Origin of the sequence: Paraburkholderia franconis, assembly GCF_009362735.1 — a bacterium.
GTDB classification, from domain to species: Bacteria; Pseudomonadota; Gammaproteobacteria; order Burkholderiales; family Burkholderiaceae; genus Paraburkholderia; species Paraburkholderia franconis.
The window spans coordinates 1-14707 of sequence record NZ_WHNP01000115.1 but is presented as its reverse complement, the minus strand read 5'-3'; the positions used below and the strand labels follow the sequence as shown (position 1 = coordinate 14707).

The window sequence follows — 14707 nt, the reverse complement described above, 5'->3', positions numbered from 1 at the left end:
GCACTTCGCAACGCATGAACAGGCGCGTCGACGTGTGTTCTCATTCCTGGAAGGCTGGTACAACATACGCCGCCTGCACAGCAGCATCGGTTATTGCTCGCCGCTCGAATTTGAAAACCTGCATGCGCCACATCAACCGACATCGCATCGCGGGTTGCCCACCGCCGGGCAGCGTCATGGGCGAGAGAAGCGCCCCGCTGCCCGTCCGTGGACAACCCGCTGCTCAACGCCCAATGGAGGCTAAATCACATTCAATCTCTGACTGCAGATCGGTCCGCTGAACCGGGTCAACCTCAATCATTCTGTTGCTCGTGCGACTCGGGGTGCGTGCGGGCGACCTAGCAAACCTTCGAATGAGAGACATTGAGTGGGAAACCGGGACGCTGCGGGTCTCGGGTAAGGGTCGTTATGAAGTTCGACTCCCGCTGCCCCAAGACGCTGGTGAGGCACTCCTGCGCTATCTCGAATCCCGATCCCGAGTGACAGGAGATGACCGCGTCTTCGTACGCAACATTGCTCCCTTCAAGCCGTTTGTTTCGGGCGATGCCATTTCCTCGGTAGTGAAACGCGCGCTCAAGCGGGCCAAGGTGAGTTCACCCGCCAAGGGCGCACATCTGCTGCGACACACAGCGGCGACCGAGATGTTGCGTCACGGTCTTCCCCTCGAGCAGATCGGCATGATTCTCAGGCACCGCGGTATCGACACGACGGCCTATTACGCCAGGATTGACTTTGCACTGCTCAGGCGAATCGCCCAGCCTTGGCCGGAGGTGATGAAATGATGTCCGCCGTGGAGTCCTATCTCGCTGCGTGTCGGGCCGCGGGATTCAAGATGTCGAACGTGGAATACCTGCTGCGCAGCTTCGCGCGCTTCGCCGTCAATCGTGGTGAAACGCACGTCCGCGCACAGACTGCTATCGACTGGGCAACTGAGGCTGCATCGGTAGCCCAGCGTGACGCGCGGCTGAAGACCGTATGCAGGTTCGCGCGGTACCTGTTCATAGAGGATCAGAACCATGAGTTGCCGCCGGTGCGGTACTTCGCCTACCGAAAGACCCGGCGGGCTCCGTACATTTATACACGGACCGACATTGAACAACTGATCCACGCTGCGCTGAAACTCGAGCCCACCAACGCACTGCGTCCACAGACATATGCTTCGTTGATCGCTCTGCTGTCCGCCACTGGTCTGCGCGTATCGGAAGCCCTGAATCTACGGTCTGCCGACATTACGCCGGAGGGACTCGTCATTCGAAAGAGCAAATTCCAGAAGAGTCGTCTGGTTCCTCTCCACGATACAGCGACGGAGGGGCTGCACAAATATCTAACGCTGCGGCGACTGGCGCATCCGGGCGATGACCATGTGTTCGTTGATGACGACGGTCACCCGCTCAGGTACACGATTGCCTACTGGACGTTCCGGAAGCTGCTGAAGTTGGCTTGCATTGGCCCTTCCTCCAACGGCCAGAGCCCGCGTTTGCATGGGCTCAGGCACACGTTCGCCATTCGTGCACTCGAAGCGAGCCCTGAAGGCCGGGACCGCGTCGGGCAGCACATGCTGGCCCTTGCGACGTACCTAGGCCACGCCAACATCAACGATACCTATTGGTACATCGAGGCCACTCCGGAACTCCTGCGCGATATTGCAGCCACCGCCGAGGACTTCCTCATCGGAGAACAGAAATGACTCGATTAGCTCCCCACGTCTCGGCATTCCTTCGAGAGACCCTCGCACATCAGAGAGGTGCCAGTCAACATACCTGCGACTCTTATGCCTCCAGCTTCCAGCTCCTGTTCGAGTTTGCCGCCAAACGGCTTAATGTGTCTCCCTCGTCGCTTGCGCTGGAGCAGCTCGATGCCGGAATGATCAGTGCGTTTCTGGAGTATCTTGAAGATGAACGACAAAACTCACCGGAGACCCGCAATGTTCGACTGGCAGCAATCAGGTCGTTCTTCCACTTCCTCGAGTATCGCGAGCCCATCGCGCTCGAGCAGATAAGGCGTGTTCTTGGCATTCCATACAAGAAGACTGATTCGCGGCTGGTACCGTATCTGTTAGAAAAGGAAGTCCGGGCTCTGCTCGATGCACCAGACCCAACAACACGTGAGGGAATCCGGGATCGGGCAATGCTGCATCTGGCTATCTGCGGTGGCCTGCGCGTTTCAGAATTGACGGGGTTACAGATGACGGATGTTGCACTGCTGTCGATGAGTATCCGCGTTCATGGTAAGGGGCGACGTGAGCGTGCGCTCCCCCTCTGGAAAGTGACCGCCAATGCGCTACGTGCGTGGATCGCGGTACGGGGAACGGCCCGAGTACCGGAGTTGTTCGTCAATGCCCGGGGTGATGCGATGAGCCGCTGGGGGTTTGCCTACGTCCTCAAACATCATGTTGAGGCGGCGAGCCAGAAGTGCCCTTCGTTGTTACAGAAACGTGTTTCGCCGCACGTCTTGAGGCACTATGTGCCCTTCCTGACTATGTCTTGTAATTCGACAAAAGGCCTTGTTTTTCGGGTAAATATGTGAGGTCGCATAGAGATAGTCTTGATCCTTCCACCCGCCCGCGGAGCTAGAGAAGGAGTCCATCGTGACGTGCGGCATCCTAACCAGGCCGTTCTCTCTCGATCGACTGAAGGTCCTTCGCGCCCTTGTAGCGACACTTGAGTTGAAGGGCAGGCCCATGCGAAGGCATCGCCCCACACGGCGAAACCACGACGCTACCAACCGGCAGACCCCGCTCCTCGGCTTTGCCGGACAGAGGAAACTATGTCGTGTGATTCGCTGGCACGTCGGCGCCGCGACCCGTAATCTCCGGCCTGTCGTTGGGCACTCATCCGCATCACCCGATATAGTCAGGAAGGGCACATAGTGCCGGCTATGTCTTCAGAGACATAGGAGGCATACGTGCGCAATGATAGTACTGCAGAGCACGAACGATATCCGAAAAGTGTCTCTCTGGCTCGGACATAGCGATCTGGCTACTACTGAAATCTACACCCGTGCCGACCCTACCGAGAAGCTTGAAGCACTCAACGCAATCGTTCCTCCGGAACTGCGCAGGGGCTCGTTCAGGCCATCCGACAAGGTCATCGCCATGCTCAAGGCGAAGCTTTAATGGAGAGTTACAGGAGCGCGAGTTCCCCGGTTCGCGCTCGCTCGACACGTCCACTCCCCATACGAAACTACTCCCCATAAGACACGTAATGGAGCGCACTCCATTACGTGCCGCAATAGACATTGTCCAAAGTGCCAGGCGACCGCTGCGCGCCGATGGCTCGAAGCACGTGAGGCGGATCTCCTGCCTGTCGAGTACTTCCACGTGGTCTTTACACTGCCGGCTGCGATCAGCTCGATAGCGTATTACAACAAGGCCGTCATTTACGGGATGCTCTTCGATATCGCGGCCGAGACGTTGCGCATCATCGCCGCGGATCCGAAGCACCTCGGCGCACAGATCGGTGCCACTCTTGTTCTGCATACCTGGGGCTCGGCGCTCACGCACCATCCTCATGTGCATGGCATCGTTCCTGGTGGTGGATTGTCGCCGGACCGAAACCGGTGGGTGGCATGCAAGCCAGGTTTCTTCCTTCCAGTGCGCGTGCTCTCACGCTTGTTCCGGCGACTCTTCCTCGAAGAACTCGAGGCCACCTATCGCCGCGGCCAGTTGCGTTTCTTCGGCGAATACGCCGACCTCAACCATGTGAGTGCCTTTGCCGAATGGCTTGCGCCATTGCGCGCATGCGAATGGGTCGTGTATGCCAAGCGCCCGTTTGCGGGACCCAAAGCGGTGTTGGCCTATCTGTCCCGTTACACGCACCGAGTCGCGATCTCCAACCAACGTCTGGTGGTGCTCGACGACCGTGGCGTCACCTTCCGCTGGAAGGACTATCGCGTCAACGGGCGCACGCGCAACAAGACCATGACACTCGACGCCGATGAGTTCGCGCGCCGGTTCCTGATGCACGTGCTGCCTGGCGGCTTCCACCGCATCCGCCACTACGGCCTGCTGGCGAATCCGTCGCGGCGCGGGAATCTGGCGAAGATACGCGAGTTGCTGGGCCAAGTGCCTACCGGTATCAAACTCGGTGCCAACATCGTAGCCACCGCGACAGTGCAGCCAACCTTCGTTTGCAGGCACTGCGGTTCGCCGATGCTCATCATCGACATACTCCAACGCAGCAGACCTATCCGGGCACCACCGCCTGAGCGAGCCTACACATGAACTTTATCGTGTCAGGGTGCGTCGATAAACGGTCGGCTTCTCGGCAACGAGAGCCAATAGGAGACGCCCGCGTCTATCGGTTCAAACGAGCAGCTTCGTCACGGCCGAGCCCGCGCAATAGCAATCCGCTGCAATGTCGCCGCCGCGATCGCGCTGGCCCAGGTTCACGATCACTCGCGTTTTTACTCACCATGCTCTCAATGTGATCGACCAAATCGCCATAACGGCGAAAGCGTTCAGACCATACTGGAGCACTCCGCGGTTTCCTCCCTTGGGGCTTGTAGGACGCCTGCCCGCTGGCGCCCGGGCGAGTTGGCGCGCCTGACGAATTTGGGCTGGCGTCCTACAACCCTAAACAGGAACTGTCGTTCGCGTCTGCCGGCCGTCGGACATATGGGCGACTGCTTTCGCCCAGACAACGGACCCTCATGAGTTGACGTGAGCACGAACCGTCCAGCTTCGTTGCTGCCGCTCATTCATGGAGACCGCTCGTTGGCTGGGACCAGGGGATGATCAGGACCGGTCATTCAATGACTTTGCGGAGGGCATCTGGTCGGCGCGGACTTCGGGTCGCCTGGCTGGTCCCACCGAGCGAGTTGCTCCAATCGATCGGCCGCCGCCGCCGCCCCGGGCGCGCCTGCGATCGTCCTGCCGAGCGAGCGGGCATTCGCCGCATAGGACGGATCACTCACGACTTTGTCCACGGCTGCTGCTATCTCATCGGGTGTTGCAGCCTCGCCGTCGAGCGAAAGACCGGCACCCAGTGCCTGCACCTGAGCCGCGAGCGCAGGCTGATCAGCGGCAGGGTTTGGAAGGCACACGAGCGGCACGCCATGCAGGAGCGATGCGGCCACCGTACCGTGGCCCGCGTGCGTGACCGTGACCGCCGCGTAGGGCAGAACGCAGGCGTGGGGCAGTCCCGTGACGAGCACTGCATTGGAGGGGACGGCGATCCGCGAAACGTCTGTCCGGCCCGACGTGACCAGGATCCGGTACCGACGCTCGGCCAACGCGGACAGAGTTCGTTCGATGCGGGACCGCTGGTCCCAGTAAGGACCAGTCGAGAAGCTCACGAGCACGAGCGGTCGGCTGTCGCTGCGCGGCCAGGGGGACTGCCAGTCGCATGGTGCCGCCCGCTCCCAAACGGGCCCGATGTAGTCGAAGGACGGCGGTGCCTCCGCGGCAAGGGGATCCAGTTCACGCACGCTCGTGCACAGAGTCGGAAATGACTCCCATGCGGCCCGGAGATTCTTCAGGGGCAGCCGCCCTGCATCCTTGCGCACGCGATTCACCGGGTCGAGCAGCCGTGCCTCGAACGCCCCGCCCGGCGGCATGAGCGCACCCGGTGCGCTGTGCACGAGATTCATTGTCCGCACGCCCGCGTCTTCGAGTACCGCCAGAGCGCCGAACATCAGGCAGTCCACGATCAGTACGTCGGGCTGCTCCTCGGTCAGGAACTGCGGTACATCGCGAAGATGCTCCACGGCGGCCCAGACCGAGCGCAGCTTCACCGCAAACATCCTCGGGGGAGGGAGGTCCTGCCACGCCGCGGACGCGCGCGGCAGCGGCACGAATCGCAAGCCGCGGGCCCTGAAATATTCCTGCTGCCCCGCGTAGCCGGCGAACACCACGTGATGTCCACGATCGACCAGCGTCTGAGCGATGCCGACCGAAGGAGGCTGATTGCCAGCTCCGTCCCAGGTGAGGAACGCGTAGCGGGCCATGTCAGGCGTAGCCCAATAGCCCGCTGGAGCCAATGACGATCACATCTGCGGATTCGATCATCGATGCTTCTCCTATCTAGCACGCCGGCCGAGCTGCCAAGCGAAGGGGGCTTGACACATGATAGACCTCGGAACAGGAGGAGGCGGCCGCGAACTACCGGAAGGCCGTTAAAAGTTGACGCCGACGTCGCCTGCGAAGGCGGGAAGGACCGCAACGAGTCGGCAAGCAATCGCCATCCCCTCGGAATCGACGAAAAGCTCTGTCTATTGCGTCTGGACCCCTGGGGCTTGTCTGAATGCGCGGCCGATGTACCTCGAGAGCCGCCGTTTTGGGTATGCTGGATCGGACGGCGGCAGTGGGTCGGTTTGACGCGTTGGCCGTCGGCCCGGATTCGGCCACGAAGAAACATCGCCCTGGCCCCTTGCTTGAGCATTCAGGCGGCCGTTGTACTCAGAAGTCGTGCGGTTGCGGCGACGGGTGGATGCCGCCAGCGCTGAACAGCGGGTGCCGATGACTCGCAAGTTGTTGACGGCTGGAATCTACAACGCGATACTGGCCGCCTTCCGTTACTCTCACGCGAACATGACGCACCTAGAAGCATTCCGAAAAAGAAAAGACCTCATCGATAAATATGGTGAAGGAAACGCGCATCAGCTTTGGTGTATGGCTGCATATCTCGACGAACCGGATATAGACAAGTTAGCTGCCGACGGCCTGACTGACGGTTCGGGTGACAAGAAGATCGACTTCCTCTACGTTCAGAATTCCACCCTTTACATCGCTCAAGGGTATTACACGGCGAACGGAGCTTTCAAAGTGGCAGCGTCAGCAAACAAGGCCTCGGATCTCAACGCCGGGCTCGCGTGGCTAACGGTCGGGGATCTGGATGACGTTCCCGAAAAATTGCGAACAAAAATTAGCGAAGTTCGCGCGCTACTCGAATCCGAAGAGTTAGACGGTGTCGAATTGCTTTACACGCATAATTGCGGCGAGACGGAGAACGTTAGGAAAGAGCTGGAGACCTGCGCTGCGTACTTGCGAAACGCCTTCGCCGGAAAAGAAATCCTGGTCACTCAGAAAGAACTTGGCTGCAGCTCAATGGAGAAGCTGTACATTGCATACTCACAGCAGATTGTTGTACGCGAGAGTGTTGAGTTTGACGGCCAGATCATTAGCAGCCAGGAAGGCGACGGTTGGAAGGCGCATATCGGATTCGTGAATGGTCGATGGCTCTATGAGCTGTTTCAAAAACACGGCAATGAGTTGTTCTCGGCTAACTACCGAGGATTTATGGGCATGAGCCGCAGGAAAAAGATAAACAACGCAATCCGTGCTACTGCCGAAAATGCGCCAAATGATTTTTTCGTCTTCAATAACGGAATTTCCATTCTCACAACGTCGGTGAGCGATGATCTCAAGACGTTCGAGGGAATCTCGATTATAAATGGCGCACAGACCACCGGATCGGTATCGTCTGCGACAGATCTTGAGGCGATCGGAAAAATCAGCGTTCTATGCAAGGTCATCGTCTGCAACGACCCGGAAAAAGTAAAAAAGATAGTTGAATATAACAACACTCAAAACTACATCACGACTTGGGATCATTACAGCAATAGTCCCGAGCAAAAGCAGCTCGAGCTTGAATTCAGCAAATTGGGCCACACCTATTCTCTGAAGCGGGGGTTTGACAGTGCGGCTGCAGAAATTGGGATTGAGATCGCGGCTCAACCGTTGGTGGCGTTGCACGGTGATTATGTGAGCGCTAATCGCGGCAAAAACTACGTGTTCGAGACGAAAACGGTCTACGATAGCGCTTTTCATGAAACCAAAGCCCAACACTTGCTTGTGGCAGTAGCAGTCTCAAAGGCGATCGAACACATTAAGAAAGAGCTCAACGATAAAGCTACGCCCACAGAGCAAGAAAAAACCTGGTTGGCGTTTCTTCAAGGATTGCGTTCGAAAAATTTCGTGATCGCTGTGGTCGGCGCATTAGCGTCGGTTATATGCGGAAAACCCCTAAATGCAAAAACTGTGAAGTTCACTTACCACGAGTCTCTGCGCAAGAATAACGAAATCGAATCGCTTGTAATAAAATGGGTGCCAGTGATTAAGATGGTGTTGCCATTTGTAGTGCAGGGAATCGGCGAAGACTTCGCAGCTTATTTAGATCAGGAAAACGCGCTGAAGAGAATCGTCGACCAGGTGGGAACGCAACTAGGAGCCCTGCGTGCGATTCCATCCGTGGAAGCAACCCTACAAGGCATAGCCGTTTCGGTCGAATGACTCCGTGCGCGGGCCGGGGGCAGGCTATTTGGAGACGTTCCAATTCAGGCTGTGACCGAGCGCAGGTCTAGCCCGAGTGTCGGCCCATCTTCGGTAGGCGCATTTGACGAGCATTCGGAAGCCGTAGCGACGCGCTGAGGCCCAGTCGTTGAGTCTTTAAGAAGAGAAAAGGCTGGCCTGATGTCCGAGAGGCCGGAGCCAACAAACTGCCGGCCAGACCAACGGCCCGATTGACTGTTGTACCCACGAAGCGGCCCCTTCAGGTGCGAGAGACGAAGGACCGTTGTGGGTCGCAAAGAGGCATCCCCGGTCTGCCCGGGAACAGCCATTCGCTGTGGCGCCGCGTCCGCACTGACGTCAACGCGGCGGCGAAGGTTTGTGAGAGCGCGGGTCGCGCGTGGCCGAAAAGAATGTCAGCAAAAGCGGGATGGTATGCGGGTGGGTAAAGACGTGTTGGCCAGGTGTCTCAGTTGCCTGCCGCCCCGAGCATCGACTGCCGGCACCCGGCAGTGCCGCACCGGCACGCGTACTGTTCCCTGACCTCGTCGTTGAGTTCGCCGTCGATGACCAGTGCATAGTCGATGAACAGCTCATGGCCGGGCGCGATGTCGGTTAGCGCATGAATGAACACGCGATCGCCCATCTCGATCGCCTCGCAGTTCGGTGCACATGCGTGGTTCAGGAAGCGGGCGCTGTTTCCACCGCGGCTGCCGTCGATCACGCGACCGTCAGACAGACCAAACACAAACGTGTGGCCTGCCTCGGACCGCTGACGGGCGGCGGCGCGCTGCCAACTGGTCACTTCGCCCTTGTACTCGATGAGCCGCTCGCCGGCGGTGAGCGGCTGCAGCGCAAAGAGGCCCTTGCCATGTACGGATGAGCGTCGTGCTGCTATGCGTTTCAGTCGCATTGTGTGTCGTTTCCCGCCTGCAGGGTGTCAGTGCCCGTGATTCCGGTTCTGCGAAGCATATCGCTGCCATCGCCCGTATTCAACACAAGGCATGTCGTTTCCTATGCAACTAACTGTCTGGTTTCCGCGCGAACCGGCCCGGCTTCGCCCAGAGTCAGTCAGCAGGTAGCGCGGTGCCTGGTCACGAGCGTCCTATGCTGCGATGCCTTTTCGACAGCCGCGCGGTTGCGGGACGCCGTAGACATGCGTTAGGGTTGAGCGTCCTGTCGCGCACTGGGAGAGCGCTTTTATCAGAGGGAGCTCACACATGAACAGGCAGGAACTGTGCGACATGAGGTCGTTTGAAGAATTGCTCTGCCTGTAGCACATCACAGTGACAGAGTCCGCTGTTCCGTCAGCGGTAGCCTACTGACCCGGGCGAGATCGGTAACGTTCTGGTCCGAAGCGGTCAGGACAATGTAGCACCGGGCTGCGAGTACCGATGCGGCCTGTGCACTAGGCTTGATGGTATGGTCAACAGAAGTGAACTGCTATAAACGTCGTTACCTGTGAGCAGCCAAAGGTACTGACAGGCTGTAGCCAAATAGGCAACGTAGCTGGCTATTCTCCTAGTTCTTGGGAATACACGGACGACAGAGCTACCGGCGGATGAGGCAGGACCTAACCCATCGTGTTTTTCAAGCGGAACATGGTAAGCCCGTATCGCTGCCCAGTGGGCAGGCAACCCGCAAGGGAAGCTGTTGGCGATGCGGGTAAGTGTGGCGCGTCTCTCATCTTGTTTGACGCGCGGCAGGTAAGGGACGACGGAAAAAGCGAATGGCTGTCTGTAATGGACAGCATAGCGGTTGCGACATTACCGCGTGCGAAAGCAAGCCCACTTCCGTCCGGTCTTTCGTCACGAGAGAGTTTGGTTAACCTTCAAAGGAGGAAAAGCAGATGACAGTGCCGCCTTCGGGCATTGGTGCGTCCTCCGATCGCGCGACACATTGGCACGGCATTGACTGGGCCCGATGCTATCGCGAGGTTCGAAGGCTGCAGGCGCGTATCGTGAAGGCCACACAGGCCGGCAAACAGGGCAGGGTGAAAGCCTTGCAATGGCTGCTAACCCACTCGTTCAGCGGCAAAGCACTCGCCGTCAAGCGAGTGACTGAGAATCAGGGCAGACGGACACCGGGCGTGGATGGCATCACTTGGTCCACTCCAAAGTCCAAACTCGCAGCAGTGCTGTCCCTCAAACGGCGCGGCTATCGGCCGCGTCCGCTGAGGCGGATATATATCCCGAAAGCTAACGGGACAAAAACTCGCCCTCTGGGAATTCCTTGCATGGCCGACAGAGCTCAGCAAGCGTTGTATCTGTTGGCCCTCGAACCCGTCGCGGAAACCACCGCAGATCCGAACTCATATGGGTTCAGGTCTACGCGGTCAACTGCCGATGCAATCGAGCAGTGCTTTCGGGCATTGGCACGAAAAAGCTCTGCATTGTGGATTCTGGAAGCGGATATCCGAAGCTGCTTCGATGAAATCTCGCATGACTGGCTGATCGCCCACATCCCTTTGGACAAAGCGATTCTGCGAGGCTGGCTGAAGGCTGGCTACCTTCATAACCACGTCCTTCACTCAACAGAAGCGGGCACACCGCAGGGTGGAATCATCTCGCCCACGTTGATGAACATGACGCTAGACGGGCTGGAGCGGATGCTGCAGGAGAAGTATCACAGCGGCCGCAAAAATTCGTTAAAGGTCAACATCGTTCGTTATGCAGATGATTTCGTCATCACTGGCGTAACGCGTGAAGCTCTGACGGATGTCGTGCGACCAACGGTCGAGCAGTTTCTGGCGGAACGTGGATTGTCACTATCGCCGGAAAAGACCCGGATCACGCACATTGACGATGGGTTCGAGTTCCTTGGCATGAACGTGCGCAAGTATGGCGGCAAGCTGTTGATCAAGCCTGCCCGAGCGAACGTCCAGCGCTTTTTGCGCAAGCTGAGGCAAACGGTGAAGGTCGGTGCGCCGATGCGACAGGATCAACTGATACGTAAGCTCAATCCATTGTTGCGCGGATGGGCGAACTATTATCGGCATGTCGTCTCGAAGCACACCTTTCAGGCAGTCGGTCATGCGGTCTGGCAGTGTCTGTGGAACTGGGCGAAGCGCCGGCATCCCAACAAGGGTACAGGATGGGTCCGGCGGAAGTACTTCCGAACCGTCGGCGCCCAACACTGGGTCTTTGGTACGGAGACTGGTGCAACGCTCTACTCAGGAGAGCCTGAACTTCTGAAGCTCTACGACATTGCAGGCTCGCGAATCCGACGACACCGGAAACTCAAGGCGACTGCGAACCCATTCGATCCACTGTGGGAAAGGTATTTCGAGGATCGGTTAGGCCTCGCCATGCTCGACTCGCTCAAAGGTCGAAAGCAGTTGATCCGGTTGTGGCTCGATCAGGCTCGTTCGTGTCCAGTCTGTCAGCAGATGATCACGAAATCCAGTGGCTGGCGTCTCTACCACGTGATTCGGAAAATCGATGTCGGCAAAGACACGCCGGGTAATCTGGTCATGCTGCACCCGGAATGTCGCCGGAACGTGCGTGCTCTCGGACTCTCAGTGGTGAAACCGGCTCGGTCAGACGGGCTTTGAAAGGCTCGAGCGGAGTGCGGGGAAACTCGCACGCTCCGTTCCAAGGGGGCGGCGACGCCGTAATGCGTCGCTGCTACCCGACCATTGATGCGGTCGCCGCCACCTCGGGTGAAAGCAAGGCCAGCACGGCCGAAGCCATTGATGCGATCCTTGAAACCGTGACGGCGGCCGTGACGCGCGGCGAGACCGTCCAGCTGGTCGGCTTCGGTTCGTTTTCGACGGGCGCCCGCGTCGAACGTAGTGGTCGCAATCCGTCGACGGGCGAGCCCATCACGATTGCGTGAAGTTCTCGGTTGGCAAGGCGTTCAAGGACGTCGTGAATGCGGCGTGAGCAGGCAGCGTCCACCGCGCACAACTGCCATCGGAGCTTCGCGACGATGTGATACCGGTCTTCCCGTGACTGGTTGATAATGCAACCAGATAGCGAGTCTCCCGCCTGTTGTTTTTCAATGCGCCCCATTGTTAAACGGCAGCCTGTTCGGTATCGTCCAAGGTTCCAGAAGTTGCCGGTTTTCGCCGACTTCTGGTGCGTGTTGAGGCCCACCGTCCGCGGGGACGATGGGCTTTTTGAATGTGACGGGCAGAAGAAGCGACGGGTTGCTGCGTGCCGAGAGGGCCCGGCGAGTGAACAACATCGCACGAGGTGGCGCATCTTGCGGAGCTTCACGCCTTCGAGCATCCGGAGTTTAGGCCCGTGCGTCTGGCCGATGCGGATGGTGTTGTACACCAGTTGCAATTCCGCAGCCTGCTGTTCGGCGACCAGCTTTCACTGGAGACGTTGGAACTGGCTTCAAGAGAAGAAGACTGCGTGGGTTTCCGTTTTCAGCTTCTCGGTGATCCAAAGCCGGATCCGTTCGAGCTACTGGAAAATCTGGTGCGGAAGGTCAAACGTGCTCTGACGGTCAGGCACCTGGTCGAGCATGCCGGCAATCTGGAGGTAGCCGGAACGACGGTCTGTGGGCGAATCGAGTGGGACAGCGGACAAGACAGCGGCGAGAGCGGTCGCCTGCCGTGTGTGCTCATCGATGGCCGGCGCGTCGACTGGACCGAATTTGGGGCAATGTTGATGGCGTTCGAAGGGTGGCAGTTCCGGATCGAACTGGTGGATCCGAGACATGGTGCATACATGCCACTAAACGACATCATCGCTCCGGAGCCAACCGTATGCGATTCGGTCACAAAGAAACCTCGGCGGTCACCGCGTCCCACGGTGCGGTCAGACGACCTTCTTCGCGCACAATAAGGCCAGCGTTCTCAAGCATCACCACGTCCTCGTAGACACGCTTGTAGTCCCGACCCAGCGCAGTTGCCAACGCCTTCACGTTCTCTGCGCCTTCGCGATGTAGATGACGAAGCATCTCAAGGCGCTTCGGCGACAGTGCAGCCAGCATCTCCTCGAGCGACAGAAACGTCACGTGCCGCTCTTCGAAATTCTCGCCTGCCTGCGCACGCTCGAACGCCGCCGCGAATCGACGACCCATATCCCGCGCGCCACCAACATGCACGTTTATTTTGCTCATGATTCACCTCGCTCACGTTCTACATCATCCAGAAAATCAGCCATCATCTGCTCCGGCGTCGAAAATTTGTACGGCTCTTCCCGATCCCGGTAGTGCCGGTGGTCGCCTTTGCCTCGCTCGTTGTCGTAGCCGATGATTCGCTGACCAGCCCGACCATAAAACAGGCTGTACTTGAGACCGTGCGGTCGTTCGCCGTCGCTCTCCGGTAATCGCCAGATGCGCATTTCGAGAATGGCTCCGTCCGGGTAGATGGTCCGGTCCTCGAACAGGAGTGTGGCTTTTTTCTTCATATGGCGCAGGATGCCATATGCCCATTATGGCGTCAAGCGCCATAATGGGCGACGCACACGGGCGGCGCACATGCGGTGGATCTCGCACACAACAGGCGGCCGGTAGTCGGGACGCCATCCATCCGTGAAGAGTGGCATCAGCACTTTTCCCTCGTCAGCCCGGATGCGCCGAGCACATCGGGCGCGAGGCCGGCCGCCATGCGGGCGATCACAACGCTCGTGCCGGTCACACCGCGCGCCATTGGCTTGTATCCAGACCCAGGCCAGTGCGACCAGGTAACCGGTGTTGAGCCGTTCGCGCCATGGAAACGGGTTCGCCGACAACGAGATAGCAGAGCATCCCTGCACGCACTTCATCGTCGAATTCTCGAGGGAATTGAAACGATGGCACCGCGACATGAGGCCTTTCCGCGTCTCTGAAAACCGTGGCCGTGCGAATGGACCCGGGCGTCGATGGGCGTCGTCACGGACGCGCAAAATCCTCCGCCGTCAGTGCGAGACGTGCACCCGGATGGGCGAGCAGTTTGCGCCCGGCGATCGCATGGATGCGACCGTACCCATCCCGGAAGGTCTTCAGGATGCGGGCGTCGCTGGCCCGAGGTTCGAGCCAGAAATACGTTTCGAGTGCCGCAAGCGTGATCACGCAGTCGACCGTGACATTCTGATGCACGAGACCAAAAGCGACGCCACGACGGTTTGCAAGCACCTGCGGTTCAAGGTCCAGGGTTTCCATAGCGGTAAAAGGAAAACGCGTCCGCGTTAGAACGGGTCACCCGGATTCTTGCATACGCGATGCAGTCTGGGTATCGGGCAGCTAATTTAACTCAGTGAGGTAAGCCACCGGCTCTGCCGGTGGACTCACCAAGGTTTGACCTTTACGACGGTCGGCGCGAATTTCCTGTCTCTGCCAAGAGAAGGAGATTCACGATGAAAGAGTATCAGAGCCTGAGCCACACGAGATGGGACTGCAAGTATCACGTGGTGTTCATCCCGAAGCGGCGCAAGAAGCAGATATTCGGCGCGTTGCGTCGGCAGCTCGGAGAGATATTTCATGAGCTGGCGTCCCACAAGGAATCGAAAATTGTCGAAGGGCACCTGATGGGGGATCACGTTCACA

At 58.6% G+C, this 14707-nt stretch carries 13 protein-coding genes and 3 pseudogenes; 11 read left to right on the top strand and 5 right to left on the bottom strand.

What is annotated here, in order from left to right:
* The 6 genes and pseudogenes from GCT13_RS50195 to GCT13_RS44070 form a co-directional block, all read left to right on the top strand.
* On the top strand, positions 1 to 244 hold a 244-nt coding region (locus tag GCT13_RS50195), incomplete at its 5' end, for an IS3 family transposase (RefSeq protein ID WP_407670898.1).
* A gap of 61 nt (positions 245 to 305) precedes the next feature.
* Positions 306 to 782 (top strand): tyrosine-type recombinase/integrase, encoded by a 477-nt coding sequence (locus tag GCT13_RS44090; RefSeq protein WP_227747328.1) that lies wholly within the window; start codon positions 306 to 308, stop codon positions 780 to 782.
* Entirely contained in the window at positions 779 to 1687 is a 909-nt protein-coding gene (locus tag GCT13_RS44085; protein ID WP_152768012.1) for a tyrosine-type recombinase/integrase, read from the top strand. The genes GCT13_RS44090 and GCT13_RS44085 overlap by 4 nt, the downstream gene beginning before the upstream one ends.
* Positions 1684 to 2526: a tyrosine-type recombinase/integrase gene (locus GCT13_RS44080; protein WP_152768011.1), complete on the top strand. Its 843-nt coding sequence runs from the start codon at positions 1684 to 1686 to the stop codon at positions 2524 to 2526. Before GCT13_RS44085 ends, GCT13_RS44080 begins: the two co-directional genes overlap by 4 nt.
* A 382-nt stretch (positions 2527 to 2908) precedes the next feature.
* Positions 2909 to 3115 (top strand): annotated as a pseudogene (locus GCT13_RS44075) (tyrosine-type recombinase/integrase); the annotation flags it as partial.
* A gap of 105 nt (positions 3116 to 3220) precedes the next feature.
* A pseudogene (locus GCT13_RS44070) lies at positions 3221 to 4222 on the top strand (IS91 family transposase); the annotation flags it as partial.
* Between the two features lie 527 nt (positions 4223 to 4749).
* Here the strand turns inward: GCT13_RS44070 and GCT13_RS44065 are convergent.
* Positions 4750 to 5946 carry a nucleotide disphospho-sugar-binding domain-containing protein gene (locus tag GCT13_RS44065; RefSeq protein ID WP_152768009.1) on the bottom strand — a complete coding sequence of 399 codons (1197 nt, stop codon included), beginning with the start codon at positions 5944 to 5946 and terminating at the stop codon, positions 4750 to 4752.
* Positions 5947 to 6424: 478 nt separating this feature from the next.
* Between GCT13_RS44065 and GCT13_RS44060 the strand changes: the two genes are divergently transcribed.
* Positions 6425 to 8230 carry an AIPR family protein gene (locus GCT13_RS44060; protein WP_321575021.1) on the top strand — a complete coding sequence of 602 codons (1806 nt, stop codon included), beginning with the start codon at positions 6425 to 6427 and terminating at the stop codon, positions 8228 to 8230.
* Positions 8231 to 8696: 466 nt separating this feature from the next.
* Here GCT13_RS44060 and GCT13_RS44055 read toward each other — a convergent pair whose 3' ends face one another.
* The gene (locus tag GCT13_RS44055) at positions 8697 to 9140 is read right to left on the bottom strand and encodes an SET domain-containing protein (protein ID WP_152768008.1); all 444 of its coding nucleotides are present in this window, start codon (positions 9138 to 9140) and stop codon (positions 8697 to 8699) included.
* Between the two features lie 936 nt (positions 9141 to 10076).
* Between GCT13_RS44055 and ltrA the strand changes: the two genes are divergently transcribed.
* The 3 genes and pseudogenes from ltrA (at position 10077) to GCT13_RS44040 (ending at position 13023) form a co-directional block, all read left to right on the top strand.
* Entirely contained in the window at positions 10077 to 11780 is a 1704-nt protein-coding gene (gene ltrA / locus GCT13_RS44050) for a group II intron reverse transcriptase/maturase (RefSeq protein ID WP_152768007.1), read from the top strand.
* A gap of 62 nt (positions 11781 to 11842) precedes the next feature.
* A pseudogene (locus tag GCT13_RS44045) lies at positions 11843 to 12111 on the top strand (HU family DNA-binding protein).
* Positions 12112 to 12423: 312 nt separating this feature from the next.
* Complete coding sequence (locus tag GCT13_RS44040) at positions 12424 to 13023, top strand: DUF7713 domain-containing protein (protein ID WP_456093729.1); 600 nt, start codon at positions 12424 to 12426, stop codon at positions 13021 to 13023.
* On the opposite strand, the gene GCT13_RS44035 is transcribed toward GCT13_RS44040, so the two are convergent.
* The 3 genes from GCT13_RS44035 to GCT13_RS44025 all read right to left on the bottom strand — a co-directional run bounded on the left by GCT13_RS44035 (position 12956) and on the right by GCT13_RS44025 (position 14323).
* Entirely contained in the window at positions 12956 to 13300 is a 345-nt protein-coding gene (locus GCT13_RS44035; protein WP_227747326.1) for an HVO_A0114 family putative DNA-binding protein, read from the bottom strand. The genes GCT13_RS44040 and GCT13_RS44035 overlap by 68 nt on opposite strands.
* A complete protein-coding gene (locus GCT13_RS44030; protein WP_152768006.1) occupies positions 13297 to 13590 on the bottom strand; it encodes a toxin-antitoxin system TumE family protein in 294 nt (97 codons plus the stop codon). Before GCT13_RS44030 ends, GCT13_RS44035 begins: the two co-directional genes overlap by 4 nt.
* Before the next feature lie 463 nt (positions 13591 to 14053).
* Positions 14054 to 14323: a DUF1488 family protein gene (locus tag GCT13_RS44025; protein ID WP_152768005.1), complete on the bottom strand. Its 270-nt coding sequence runs from the start codon at positions 14321 to 14323 to the stop codon at positions 14054 to 14056.
* 194 nt (positions 14324 to 14517) lie between these two features.
* On the opposite strand from GCT13_RS44025, the gene tnpA reads away from it, so the two are divergent.
* Positions 14518 to 14707 (top strand): IS200/IS605 family transposase (gene tnpA, locus GCT13_RS44020; protein WP_152767639.1); only part of this gene is annotated, 190 nt, incomplete at its 3' end.